General features: G+C 64.5%; 9 protein-coding genes and 1 pseudogene. 6 read left to right on the top strand and 4 right to left on the bottom strand.

Translation table 11 applies throughout. The annotated features are described in order from the left end of the window. The first annotated feature begins 14 nt into the window (after nucleotides 1-14). The gene (locus tag ACXJLH_RS25625; RefSeq protein ID WP_457447157.1) at nucleotides 15-464 is read left to right on the top strand and encodes a glycine zipper 2TM domain-containing protein; all 450 of its coding nucleotides are present in this window, start codon (nucleotides 15-17) and stop codon (nucleotides 462-464) included. A gap of 9 nt (nucleotides 465-473) precedes the next feature. Here ACXJLH_RS25625 and ACXJLH_RS25620 read toward each other — a convergent pair whose 3' ends face one another. From ACXJLH_RS25620 to ACXJLH_RS25605, 4 genes and pseudogenes are all read right to left on the bottom strand, one after another. Next, on the bottom strand, nucleotides 474-2,819 hold the full coding sequence (locus tag ACXJLH_RS25620; RefSeq protein WP_457447155.1) for a diguanylate cyclase domain-containing protein: 2,346 nt from the start codon (nucleotides 2,817-2,819) through the stop codon (nucleotides 474-476). An 11-nt stretch (nucleotides 2,820-2,830) separates the two neighbouring features. Beyond that, on the bottom strand, nucleotides 2,831-3,793 hold the full coding sequence (locus ACXJLH_RS25615; RefSeq protein ID WP_457447153.1) for an ABC transporter substrate-binding protein: 963 nt from the start codon (nucleotides 3,791-3,793) through the stop codon (nucleotides 2,831-2,833). A gap of 8 nt (nucleotides 3,794-3,801) precedes the next feature. Next, nucleotides 3,802-4,782, bottom strand: a complete 981-nt coding sequence (locus tag ACXJLH_RS25610) for an ABC transporter substrate-binding protein (protein WP_457390544.1) — start codon at nucleotides 4,780-4,782, stop codon at nucleotides 3,802-3,804. A gap of 2 nt (nucleotides 4,783-4,784) precedes the next feature. Further along, nucleotides 4,785-6,104: pseudogene (locus ACXJLH_RS25605) on the bottom strand (YifB family Mg chelatase-like AAA ATPase); the annotation flags it as partial. Nucleotides 6,105-6,188: 84 nt separating this feature from the next. On the opposite strand from ACXJLH_RS25605, the gene ACXJLH_RS25600 reads away from it, so the two are divergent. From ACXJLH_RS25600 to ACXJLH_RS25580, 5 genes are all read left to right on the top strand, one after another. Further along, nucleotides 6,189-8,021, top strand: a complete 1,833-nt coding sequence (locus tag ACXJLH_RS25600) for a hypothetical protein (protein WP_457447151.1) — start codon at nucleotides 6,189-6,191, stop codon at nucleotides 8,019-8,021. Between the two features lie 91 nt (nucleotides 8,022-8,112). After that, entirely contained in the window at nucleotides 8,113-10,245 is a 2,133-nt protein-coding gene (locus ACXJLH_RS25595; protein WP_457447150.1) for a hypothetical protein, read from the top strand. Beyond that, nucleotides 10,245-10,799, top strand: coding sequence for a hypothetical protein (locus ACXJLH_RS25590; RefSeq protein WP_457447148.1), 555 nt, complete (start codon nucleotides 10,245-10,247; stop codon nucleotides 10,797-10,799). Before ACXJLH_RS25595 ends, ACXJLH_RS25590 begins: the two co-directional genes overlap by 1 nt. Before the next feature lie 13 nt (nucleotides 10,800-10,812). Beyond that, nucleotides 10,813-12,069 carry a tyrosine-type recombinase/integrase gene (locus ACXJLH_RS25585; RefSeq protein ID WP_457447146.1) on the top strand — a complete coding sequence of 419 codons (1,257 nt, stop codon included), beginning with the start codon at nucleotides 10,813-10,815 and terminating at the stop codon, nucleotides 12,067-12,069. Then, the gene (locus ACXJLH_RS25580; RefSeq protein ID WP_457447144.1) at nucleotides 12,044-12,244 is read left to right on the top strand and encodes a hypothetical protein; all 201 of its coding nucleotides are present in this window, start codon (nucleotides 12,044-12,046) and stop codon (nucleotides 12,242-12,244) included. Before ACXJLH_RS25585 ends, ACXJLH_RS25580 begins: the two co-directional genes overlap by 26 nt. The last annotated feature ends 445 nt before the right edge of the window (nucleotides 12,245-12,689 follow it).

Genomic DNA, 12,689 nt, shown 5'->3' with positions numbered 1-12,689 from the left:
CAAGGAGTGATGCGATGAAGTTGCTCATTGCCACCGCGGCCCTGGCGGCCACCCTGTCCACTGCCGTGCGTGCCGAGGACAACCCCGCCCCGGTGCTGGCCATCCCGACGCAGGCTCAGCGCAACGCGCTCTGCGACGGCTGCTTGTGGGTGCAGGAAATCCACAGCGAGACCCGCAAGGGCAAGGGCAGCGGCCTGGGAGTCGTGGGTGGTGCCGTCATTGGCGGCCTGCTGGGCAACCAGGTGGGCGGCGGCACCGGCAAGAAGCTGGCGACCGTCGGCGGGGCTGCCGCTGGCGGCTATGCCGGTAATGAGGTCGAGAAGAACGCCAAGAAGTCCACCGTCTGGGTCGCGCAGGTCGTCGATCGCCACGGCCAGATGCACCGCGTCGAACTCGGCGCCGATCCCATGCTGAGGGCCGGCGACACCGTGCGCGAGAAAGACGGCCAGCTCGTCAGGCCCTGACGAGGCCTGCTACGACGCGTGCAACCGGTACTGGTTGCGCCCCGCGCCCTTGGCGAGATACAGCGCCTGATCGGCACGGCCGAGCAGTTCCTCGCCGCCGAGTTCGTCTCGCGGGTGAACGGCAATGCCGATGCTCGTCGCTATCGACAGTTCGCCGGCCGATGTGGCAAACGGCCGGTTGATGGCCTCGATGATCTTGCCGGCGACGATCTCGGCCTCGGTGGCAGCGCGCAGGCCTTCCAGCACGACGACGAATTCATCACCCGCCAGCCGGCCGACAAAGTCGGTGCCCCTGACCAGTTGCTGCAGCCGCCGCGCAAACTCGCGCAGCACCTCGTCGCCGACACCGTGGCCATGGCTGTCGTTGATGAGCTTGAACCGGTCGATGTCGAGGAACAGCAGCGCCGTGAAGCTCTGCGCCCGATGGGCCCGCTTGATCACCGCGGCCAACTGCTCGTTGAAGCTGTAGCGGTTGGGCAGCCCGGTCAGCGCGTCAGTGCGGGCCAGCTCGGCAAGCTGGCGCTCGAGCTGCCGGCGTTCGGTCACGTCCGTGCTGAGCGCATAGAGGCCGCGGACTGAGCCGTCCTCGGCGATGTCGGGCAGGTAGAGGTTGTGCAGCGAGCGGGCCGCGCCGGCCGCCGTGGATTCGACATGGAACTCGACACGCTCGCCGCCAAGTGCCCGCGCCAGGTGCTCGCGGCGCTGTTCGTACAGTGCCGCCGGCACGGCCTCCGCGACGGTCTTGCCGACGGTGGTGCGGTGATCCAGGCCCGTCCACTTGCTGAAGGTCTCGTTCAGGAACAGCAGGCGCTGGTCCTTGTCGATATAGGAAATCATCACCGGCAGGTTGTCGGCGATGTCACGCAACCGTTTCTCGCTTTCGGCCAGCTTGGCCTCGGCCTGGCGCCGCTCCGTGATGTCGAAGGAGACGGAGTAGAAGCCCTGGACCTGGCCGGCCGCATCGATGTCAGGCACATAACGCTGCGCGAAGTACAGGGTGCCATCGGCATGGCTCACGAAGGATTCGAACTCGCGGGGATTCCCCTGCATCACGGCGTCGATATGGGGCTTGGCGATCTCCCACACCGCGTCTCCCCGGATCTCGCGGAAGGTCTGGCCCAGCAGCTCGGAGATGGGGCGCCGCAGCACGCGCTCGGCGGCCAGGTTGCCAAAGTCCGCGCGCAGGTCCTTGTCGAAGTGCGAGACCACGACGGGGATGTTGTCCGTGATGTCCTTCAGCCGATGTTCCGAAGCCTGGACGGCCAGCTCGGCGGCCTTGCGTTCGGTGATGTCCATCGACACCGAATAGAAGCCCACCACCGTGTCGAACGCGTCGCGCCTGGGTACATAGAGTTGATGGAAATGCCGCTGCGCCCCGGGCAGTGCCTGCGTGCTGTCGAACTCGACGGACTGACCCTGCAGCACAGCCTCGATGTGGGGTTGCAGTTGCCGCGCCCCGTCCTCGCCGCGCACGTCGCTGACATGCTTGCCGACAAGCGCTTCGGCCGGCACGCCGTAGATCCGTCCGGCCGTTGCATTGGCGAACACGATGCGGGCGCCGGCATCGAACTCGGTGATGAGCACGGGGACGTTGTCCGCAACGGCGCGCATGCGTTGCTCGGCTTCGCGCAGCTCGCCCGTGCGGCGCTGCAGGGCGATGGTCATGGCGTCAAAGCGGCGCTTGAGGGTGCCGAGCTCGTCCCGGGCCGTGCTGCCGAACAACGGCACCTGCTCGCCGCGCTCGAGGGCCTCGGTGGCCTGCGTGAGCAGGGCCAGCGGCCGCAGCACGCGGCGCACGCCAACACTGGCCAGCACGACCAGCAGCACGCTGAAGGCGACCACCGCGGCCATGGTGACCTGCTCGTGCACGTCCTCCGCGAGCCTGCGCGCGTCGCCAGCGTTGCGTGACCAGCGGAAGGCCGCGTCCGCCATGGCCTGGGTGTCGCCGAGCAGCAGCTCGAAGGCCTGGTCGTGGCGGCGGCGCTGGAAATCGCTGTCTGGCGCGGCTGCCGTCTTCAGCGCGCGCTCAAAGAGAGCAGGCAGCCGGCCGGCCGCGTCTCTCAGCAACTCGACTTCGGCATGCGCTGATCCCTGAAGATCGGCGCCTGCCAGGTCACGCACGATGTTGGCGTGCCAGCTCTTCCATTCCGAGACCGAGAGCTCGTCGCGCTCGCGCTGGAACACATGAGTCACGCCGACCAGGCCTGCCACGTCGCGCGCCACCTGCTGCGCCCGTTGCTGCTGGGCTTCCGCGCGGCCTTCCAGCCGGGTGGCCGTCCACATCGCGACGATGGCCGACGTGCCCACCAGCGCGGCAACGGCCCCAGCGGCAATGAAGAGGGAGCGGATCTTCATGGTGGTGCAGGTCAGCGAGGCAGGCCGACGGCGTTGGGCAGCACGGCGCGCAGCGGCGCGGCGTCGACCAAGGCGCGGTAATCGGCAGGCTTTCTGCCGGTGGCATAGCCCTCCCTCACCGCCCAGTTCGCCTGCGACTGCAGGGTGCGCAGCAAGGCCTCGTCCAGGGACAGCTCGGCGTGGGTGCGCTGCATCGACCAGCGCGCAAAGCCGGGCTCGACGCCCAGCCGGTTCACGAAGATGGCCTCGGCCCGGCGAGGCTGGGCGCGGATGAATTCGTTGGCGCGGTGGATGGCCTTGAGGAAGCGCTCCAGGTCGGGCCGCCGCGCCTTCAGGACGCTCGTCTGGACCACGAGGTTGAAGGTCTGCTTGTAGTCCCCGGATTCGCTCAGCACGACACCGTCCACGCGCGGGCTGTGCGCCGCCGCATAGGCAAAGGGCTGGAAGACGGCCACCGCATCCACCTGGCCGGCGGCCATGGCGTCCAGCGCGCCCTCGGGCTGGATGGCGACCTGCAGGACGTTCTTGGGGTCGACATCGTTGTTGAGCAGGAAGGTGTCCAGGAAGTATTGGGCCGAGGTGCCTTTGACGACGCCGACTCGCTTGCCGACGAGGTCGCGGGCGGCCTTGATGCCCGCGCTGCGGCGGGTGACCAGTTCGACGTCGCTGGATGTGCTGGAGAAGGTCGCGATGACGGAGAAATCGGTGCGCTCGAAGGATTCGAAGGCGATGGCGGTGTCGGCAGCCGTGCCCAGGTCGGCCTGGCCTTCGGCCATCAGCTTCAGGCAGCGGCGGCCGCTGGGCGCCTCGATGGCCTTGACCGTCAGGCCTTCGGCCTCGAACAGCCCCTCGGACAGGGCCACCAGCACCGGCAGCGAATGCGGCGACCGGGACACCGCCACGGTCAGCGGCGCCGCGGCGACGGTACCTGCCAGCCATGCCACCAGCAATGCCAGCAGGCGTCGTGTGTTCAAGGCGAACCTCATCGTGTGAGCGTGACCGAGCCCGGGGCGAGTGACTGCAGCGGGCGGGCGTCGATCAGCTGCTGCATGGAAGGGACCGGTTCCGTCGCCTTGCCGTCCTGGCCCAGTTGCCAGCGGATCTGGCTCAGCATCGTCGCTGGTAGCGAGGTATGCAGGGCGAGCCGGTAGTCCTGCTCGGCCATCAGGCGCTGCGCCACGGCGGCGCTGACCTTCAGGTTGGCCGCCAGGATGGCCTGGGCCTCATTGGGCGATTCGGCGATGAAGCGCTGGGCCCGCAGCAGGGCACGCAGGACTTTCTCGAAACGCGGCCGGTCCCGGTCGACGGCGCGGGCCTGGGCCACGATGCAGAAGTGCTGGGTGTAGACATGGGCCGAAGGCAGGCGGACCGCATCGGCGCCAAGCCGCTCCTCGATGCGGGCCGCCTCCGGCTCCCACACGACGGCCGCGGCGGCCTTGCCCTGCTGCACGAGATCGCCCAACGCGCCGGGCTCGGCGAAGCTCAGCTTGACGCGGTCGGGGTCGATGCCTTGATAGGTGAGCCAGCGGTCCAGGAAGTATTCGGCCGAGGTGCCCGCCACCGTGGCGATGCGCTTGCCGGCCATGTCCCGGCTCTCGCGCACGCCGGCGCGGCGGCTGGCGATGAGCTTGATCTGAGCGGTCGACTCGCCGATGGACGCCAGGATGGTGACGGCCGGTGTCTGCGCAGCCGTCATCGCGACGGCAAATTCGGCGCCCGCGGCGACTTCGGCGACGCCAGAGCGCAGCGCGGCCAGGCAGGCCTTGCCGCTGTTGCAGGGAATGCGCACGACGTCCAGCCCCTCGGCCTGAAACAGGTGCTGCTCGATGGCGACCAGCAGCGGCAGGGCGACCGGGCCGCTGGGCACGGCAATGCTGATCGTCGCGGCCTGCGACGGCACCGCGATCGCCGCCAGCAGCAGCGCGGTGGCCAGCCCGAGCGCCAGCCCGATGCGGCGGCGCATGGTCAGCCCGCCTGGCCGGGCAGGCCCCGGCGGAGCTGGATGGCCTCGGCGACATGGGCGCTGCCAATCGCCGCCGCCCCCGCCAGATCGGCCACCGTGCGGGCCACGCGCAGCACGCGGTGAAAGCTGCGTGCCGACCAGCCCAGGCGCTCGGCCGATCGCTCCAGCAAAGCCTTGGCTGCGGGCTCCAGCACCGCATGCTCGGCCAGGTCCTGGGCCTGCAGCAGGGCGTTGGCCACACCCTGGCGCGCCACGGCCCGCTCACGTGCCGCAGCCACGCGTTCCGCGACGACGGCGCTGGGCTCGCCCGGGGAGAGATCCTGCAGGTCGCGTGGCGGGACGGCAGCCACTTCGATGAGCAGGTCGAGCCGATCGAGGAAGGGGCCGCTGAGCCGGCCCTGGTAGCGTGAGACCTGGTCCGGCGAGCAGCGGCAGGCTTTCAGGGGGCTGCCCAGATGACCACAGGGGCAGGGGTTCATCGCGGCGACGAGCTGGAAGCGCGCCGGGAATTCGGCCTGGCGCGCGGCGCGCGAGATCAGGATGCGACCGGTCTCCAGGGGCTCGCGCAGGGCTTCCAGCGCGGCGCGGGGGAATTCGGGCAATTCATCCAGGAAGAGCACGCCGTGCTGGGCCAGCGAGATTTCGCCCGGCCGGGGCGGTGAGCCGCCGCCCACCAGCGCCACGCTCGACGCCGAGTGGTGGGGCGAGCGCAGCGGGCGCAGCCCCCAGCGCGCAATGTCGAACTGGCCGGCCAGGCTGAGCACGGCGGCGGATTCCAGCGCAGCCTCGTCATCCAGCGCTGGCAGCAGCGCGGACAGGCGTTGCGCCAGCATGGACTTGCCGGTGCCGGGCGGACCGACCATCAGCAGGCTGTGGCCGCCCGCCGCGGCGATCTCCAGCGCCCGCTTGGGGCCGGCCTGGCCCTTGATGTCGGCGAGATCGGGCAGGCCGCGTGCGGCCTCGCGGGTCAGGGCGATGGCGCGCGGCAGGGCTTCGCCGTCGGGCTGCAGGGCCGCCACCACGTCAAGAAGATGGCGGGCCTGCCGCACCACCAGGCCGTCGACGAGGGCCGCCTCGGCGGCGCTGGCCTCGGGGAGCAGCAGTTCTCGCTCGCCACCGTCCTGGCGCAGCGCCAGGGCCATGGCCAGGGCGCCGCGCACCGCGCGCACCTCGCCGGCCAGCGACAGTTCGCCCGCACACTCGAAACGCGCGAGCCTGGCGGCATCGATCTGGCCGTTCGCGGCGAGCAGGCCCAGTGCCATCGGCAAATCAAATCGGCCGCCTTCCTTGGGCAGGTCGGCCGGGGCCAGGTTCACCGTCATGCACTATGTAGGATTCACGTTCGTGCTGGGTAGCCGCCTCATGGGGGGAGGGCTTCCAAGTTTTACCATGAACGTGAGGGATAGATGGTCAAAAAGATCACTCTGAAGTTTCACTCAAAACGCTACGGCCGAATCACTTTCAAGGATGTTGACGTCGCATTCGACGACTGGCAACCCGTGGTGATGAACTGGCTGTGGCCGGCGCTAGAGCAGTTCGCAGAGGACACCGATCTTGAACCGACCCACCTCACGACGTGGGACGTACTGTCATTCGGGCTTCCTGGACTGGCTGAAGTGCCAAGTTGGAGCGCCTTCGCAAAAATTCCAATCCAGGCCTTGGAAATGGAGAACGTGCGAGACCTCTACATGGACATCGACGACGCGTTCCATAGGCTCTGGGGACAGGATCGAGGGGCGCTGCGCTCGGCAACGACCCGGAAGTTCCTCACCGACCATCTTCTCGAGTTGCGACCGGACGGCGCTCTGGCCCGCGTCAGCATGGCGTTTCGGCCTAAGGGCCGCGGGGACCATACGCCGAGGCCTTTGATCAGCGACGGCGTGCGCTATGAGGATGGAGCGGCCAAGGACGCGCCGCTCGGCGCTTTACCGCACGCAAATCCCAAGGAACTCAAGGAACTGCAGCTCAAGCGAATGCACGCGGACCTTGACGCGATCTCAGACGCATGCTGTCGCGAACTCGACACGTACTACAGGGCGTGTGCAGTCCAAGACGCAATCCTTGCCGAGGACTGGGACCCCGCGTTCATTCAAGCGGTCCTCGACAACCTGCCCAAGCTAGGGATCACTGATCACGTCCGGGCGCTCAGCACCGACCAACGTCGGGCGCTCGTAGCGCACTACCTGCAAGTCGACAGTAGATTGGAAACACCGTTTGAGGCCGCTGGCAACAAAGGCGGTGCCGTCCTAGCCCCTGAGCTCGCGGAGCGAATGGGCATCGAGCCGCTGGATCTGCAACGATGTCTTCGATATCGCTACTACCCCCATCAGACGGTTCTGATCGCGGCGATCGTCCTGATTCAGCTTGCGACGGCGTGGAACGTGGGTGCAGTAATTGAGCTGAGGAAGAAGGACGTGCGCCCGCTGCCCGCTGGCGGATTTCTGATCCAGTCGGTAAAGGACAAGACGGGCGACGACACGCCAATGGTCCTCATTGAGGGGCACGACAACCCTGCTGCGCGGGCGCTCCGGTTTGTGCTGGAGCGGCTGGAGAATTTGGTGCGGCGCGGCTGGGCCGATGTCGACGAGCAATGCCTATGGCTGAGTTCAGAGAGCAACTTCGAAGCCAGTCGCGGCCAGCCCATCTCCAACCTTCAAAAACCACTGAAGACGATTCGAGATCGGTACGGGCTTCCGTACTTCTCGTTCGAGATGATCCGTACCCAAAAGCTGACCGTGGTCAGTGTTGAGGAAGGTCCGATCGCTGCAGCGGAGCTTGCGGGCCACAGCACCTTCGCGACCATTGGCGACTACATCGACCACCTGATCACCCGCCGCATCAATTCGTCGATCAACTTGGAGTTCCAGCGCCGGTGGGAAGCGGAGGTCGCGGCGCGGATCACGATGAAGCCCGTGGGCATTCCCTTGATGCCGATCGGAGACGGCACGTCTTGCCTGGATCCATCAACACCGTCCGACGACGCCTGGCTGAGCGGTGGAGTCTGCGATGGTGCGCATTGCCATGAAGACGGCGGATGCCCCAATCGGAAGCTCGTCATTGATCGGGAGCGGGTCGAAGAAGCCGTGCTCACGCGCCGCTACTACGACGCCAACTGGAACCGTCTGTACGCGGAGAACCCGAAAGCCTTCGCAGAGATTCATGTCCCAAGGTTGGAGTTCAACATGTACTTGGTTGAGTACCTCAAGAAGGGCCCTTACCGGCATCTGATCAATGGCTAAGCGCAAAACACCTTACATCCCGTCATCCGACCGGGAGGTGCCTGACGAGACTCCACGAGTCACAGCGTATGGGTACGAAATCCGGTGTCGGATGCTGACCTTCAAGGATGACGTCGTTGGCGTGGGCCTCAAGTTTCCCGAGAACCACGATAAGGGCGAAAGGACGATCGACTTTGCGACTGCATACCTGCCGCCGAATCGGCTGCATCCAACGGTCACGCTTCTCAAAGATCGCCCAGATCTTGCCCGGGTGGTCGTCGCAGTCATCGACACCTACGTGCTGAGGCAGCAGGACACGAAGAGTACGGCCACTACCGCCGTCACCCTAGGGCGAACAGTCATCCGCGCGCTTGAGTACTTCTGGCTCCATGAGATTTACCACCTCAAGTGGGTGACGACGGGCCACTGGGAAGCACTGCTCGACAAGTTCGTGAAGGGCGGCTGGTACCTTGCGTTGGATCTTGAACGTCGCGCTTCGGCTATTGACTTGAGAACCCTTTCATTGTCTAGAAGAAGGAAAAAACAAGGGGTCATTGAGTACAGCTGCGACAGCCTGCTTGCAGCGATGGGCGCCAACATGGGGCCGGGCCAGGTGCGAATTGAATACCGTCGAGGTGATGTGCACGGCCAGCTCCACAGGACGCGCGCAGATGAATTGCCCGGTGTCTCAAGCATCAGCGCGTTGATCACTCAACTGAATAATCTGGTTGAACTCCCGAAAGATATGCGCGCGCTCTGCGTGGCGCATCCGAGGCCATACTCCTTCGCAGAATCGGCAGCAGCCGCCGCCCAGAATCGAACAGAGAACTTCGATCCAGCCCAGCTTGCAGCATTGATGTGCGAGGCCTACCGCTGGGTGTCCATCTACTCAGACCCGATCGTCAAACTCGTCGGCCACGTCTATTCAGACCTGACCCCATACGAGCAAGAAGAGGTGGACGAATCGAGAATGCTGAGGCTACTGGAGGCGCCAGAAGCCCGGGAACTTGAACAACTGCTCGGTTTCCGTGTCGCTACCGTGGCCAGACTTGGCGACTGGCAGCGCGGTCTCGGTCTGCTTGGTCTCGTGCGGACGCTCCTGGCGGCATGCTTTGTGCTGTTGGGGGTCTTCAATGGGCGACGGAAGGACGAGGTCGCTTCCAAGGCCACGGGCCTGTATGCAGATGCCTTCGAGTGCATCGACGAAGAACTCAGCCTCTTCCAGTCTTACTTCTACTGCGAGAAGACGATCAGCGACTACCGCCAGTTCTACATCAATGAGATCTCCTTCAAGGCGCTCAAGACGGCCAAGGCCATCTCTGACATCGCTTGGAGCGAAGCGGGCCGCAACGGAGGGCAACAGCAGAAGGACCGGATGAGGAAGGTGTTCTGCATGCCGCCGAGAGGCCGGGAAGACGTGCCCACTTGGTACGACTACTCGTCCGATCCAGGGATTGGACTCCTATGCGAGCGGGCAACGGGCTTTGGGAGCAACATCGCACCTAACTCGCACATGTTCAGGCGGGCGTACGCCGTGGTCTTTCACTATCGCTATGAGAACGCGGACCTATACGCGCTTTCCCAGCAACTGGCGCACTTCGACTTGGCGATGACCCTGCACTATGTGCTCGACGGCCCCAGCCGTGTTCTTGCGCATCACGCGGCGAAGCTGTGGGGCGACGGCGGCGAATCGAAGAAGGCACGGGCCGCGCAGGCTGCCGAGCTGGCAGCGGAGGTCAAGGAGTACGCCCGCGTCAAGCTGCATGACGACGTGCTGGAGATCCTGCAAGGCGGCATCTCAGTGGCGGGCGGGTTTGCTCGCCTGGTGCAGCGTTTCGCGCGCAAGATGCTCGGACGGATCAGCTACGACGACGCTGATCTGAAGGTGGCAGCAAAGAAGGTGTCGAGCGTGCTGATCGACAGGGGGCATACGGTGATCCCGTTCCGCCACGGCAACTGCAACGCCGGCGGTCCCAAACCTGGTGCACGGTGCTTCCGGCACGGGCAGTTGTCTCGCGAGCTCGCGTCCCCGACGGTGTGCGGCTCCTGTCCATATCACCAGATGAAGAAGACGCATCGAGTCGCCGTTGAGGATGACCTCAGCAGGCAGCGTGAACGTCTTTCGCAACGTCCGGAATCGCTTCAGACCAGCGCTGAACAGAAGGCGCTTCAGGCCACAGAGCAACTCGTGGCCTTCTATCGGAAGAAGGCGCAACCCGAGGCGGCGGTGATGGGGGGCGAGTGATGGCCAAACCAAAAGTGGCATTCGCAAATGCGGACGAGGGGCGAGTCAACATCGAGCGCAAGATCAAACGCTTGGCCACCATGCTGAAAGATGGGGCGCTCACCGAAGATGCGCCGACGAGCCTGAACAAGTTCAATAAGTGGGTCTTCACAGGCGCYAGCGCCGAAGAGTCTTTTGCGAGCAATGGGCATGACACGCTGAGGAGGAACGGCACTCTTCAGACTGACGCAAAGGCCCTCACCGACCTTGTGAAAGCGGCTGCAAATCCAGCACCGCCAGTTCGAGAGCTCTCGGTGAATCGTTCTCGCGAGCGGGTGAAAGTGCACCTGCAGTTGCGTCAGATCGCCGAACGGCACGCGCTCCAAGTGACATCAGAGAACGGAGAACTTCGGCGCCAGATCGTGGCTTTGAATTCGACGGTCGACTCCATGGCCGAAGAGCTCGCGGCGATCCGCGAAGCTTACGAGGAAGCTCTGCAGGAGCTTAGGTCTCGAAATGCCGAGTTGGTCCGGTCGACGCCTTCGAACGTTAGGGTGCTTCGCAAGGATGTCTAACCCCCGCTACATCGTGTCTGAGGTTCCCGTGCAGGAGGGATGCCCAGCCTTTCTGGTCTATGACCTGGAGGTGGATTGCGTCCTTCGCGAACTTACGGACTACGCGACCTACCAGATCGATGAGCGTGGCAACTCATCTCTGACGGTTGGTCAGGGGCTGCACCACCTCGTCGAGTTCTGGACGTTTCTGCAGAACGAGGGTACCCGTCTCCGGTCCGTATCCAACGCGACGATTCGCAAGTTCAAGGCAGAGAACTTCAAGAAGGTCAAGAAATCAAAGGCACATCGCGGCGGCGACGATCAAGCCAAGAACACGGTGAACGTCAAGCTCGAGCGGATCTATCAATGGATCGTGTGGCTGCAGGAGACCGGTCGGGTGCCGGTTGGGACGATCGGCCGCCGAGGGCTGGTGGTTGCGATCATCGAATCAAAGGTGGTGCGAAAGCGTAGCGGCGGAAGGTGGGCTGCGGGGAGCGAAAAAAAGTATCCGCTGCTCTTTAAGGTTGGGAAGCGCAACGCCAAGCACAACGCTGCGGGATCGGTGGTCACGGACAACGATGTGAGTGACCTCATGGCCTACTTCAGCGAGCGGTTTGATCCATTCGTCGCACAGCGCAACAGTCTCTTCGCCGATATTGCGGAGTCGGCCGGATTTCGTCGTGGGTCCATCTGCTCACTTCGCATAGATCAATTCGATATGAGCGAGATTGAGACGGCGGAGGGCGAATACCTTGTGCGGCCTCCCAAGCAGAAGCTCAGCTACACAAAGACGTTCGGCATAGAGCTAGCCCTAGCCTATCGAATCTGTGAGTTCATCGAAAACTACTGGAAGCCGTGGGTCAAGGAGCACAAGGTTCCGAAGTCGGTGCATGACAACGCGCTTTTTCTCTCGGAGAAGACGGGCAAGCCCATCCTTGAGAGATCGATGACCCAGGTGATCTCACGAGCGTTCAGGTCGCTCGGCTTCGACAAAGGCATCGGACCTCATATCTTGCGAGGCAAGTTCGCTTCGACCTTCGTCGACGAAGAACTCGCTGAGCGGCGTGAGCTCGGCCTCGATACAAGCAACAGGTCAATCGCCGCAGCCGCCGCAATGAAGCTTGGGCATGACGATCCAGACCAGTTCTATGCCTACGCGTCATCGAGCCAAGCCAGGCTTGCACGGATCGCTAGAGAAGGACGTCTGGCCGAGGTGAAGGCCCTTCGCGAGGAGGTCAAAGCGCTTAGAGAGCAAGTGAGACGACTTGCTGGGGGCGACACTTGTATTTGACCAGTCGGCGCGCGGCGCGTGGAAGGACGGCGCCGTGTTCATGGCGGTCCCGAAAATTCTGCGCGAGATGCTGGCTCTCAGCGGCTTCACTTTCGAAGAGAAGGCGGACGGTGGCTTGACCGTATTCGTGGGCGAATACCCGCCGGGGCTGTTGCCCAGGGAGGGCCTAATCTGATAGCGCTGTAAATTTGGCGCTGGCCCCGAGGAGCCCAACCGGCTCTTCCCGCCCAATTATCGAGAATTACCAGCAATTACCAGTACAGGCCGAAGCCCGCCGAGGCAGACCTTCCTATGGGAGGCGCTGAGGCGATAGCGCCACCTCCGGGCGACCATCAGCGGAGGTGTTGCAGCTCTGCTGAGCCCGGAAATTTGGGCGGCCAGGCAGACCTTTCATGCACTCCTCGAACCGTCCAGCAACGCCAAAATCAGCCTCATTCCGACCCATCCAGACACGCGTTCAGGAAATTTGTCGCGCACGCGATATCCCCAATGCTTGATCGAACCGACGTGGGCTGAGAACAGTGTCTGCCGGCGTGTTTGGGCACCTTGCAGGCGCTCGTCGCGCTTGGACCGACGACACCAACGGCACGGCACATTGCTGCTGTACCCACGCCCGCCGC

The sequence above is a fragment of the Roseateles sp. P5_E4 genome, assembly GCF_054049255.1.
Note: the sequence above shows the minus strand (reverse complement) of the source record. Positions and strands in the feature narration are given on the sequence as shown.

What these genes read in the sequence shown, in the direction of transcription:
- ACXJLH_RS25625 (WP_457447157.1), top strand. Translation starts at nt 15, where the DNA reads ATGAAGTTGCTCATTGCCACCGCGGCCCTGGCGGCCACCCTGTCCACT.
- ACXJLH_RS25620 (WP_457447155.1), bottom strand. Translation starts at nt 2,819, where the DNA reads ATGAAGATCCGCTCCCTCTTCATTGCCGCTGGGGCCGTTGCCGCGCTG.
- ACXJLH_RS25610 (WP_457390544.1), bottom strand. Translation starts at nt 4,782, where the DNA reads ATGCGCCGCCGCATCGGGCTGGCGCTCGGGCTGGCCACCGCGCTGCTG.
- ACXJLH_RS25600 (WP_457447151.1), top strand. Translation starts at nt 6,189, where the DNA reads ATGGTCAAAAAGATCACTCTGAAGTTTCACTCAAAACGCTACGGCCGA.
- ACXJLH_RS25595 (WP_457447150.1), top strand. Translation starts at nt 8,113, where the DNA reads ATGCTGACCTTCAAGGATGACGTCGTTGGCGTGGGCCTCAAGTTTCCC.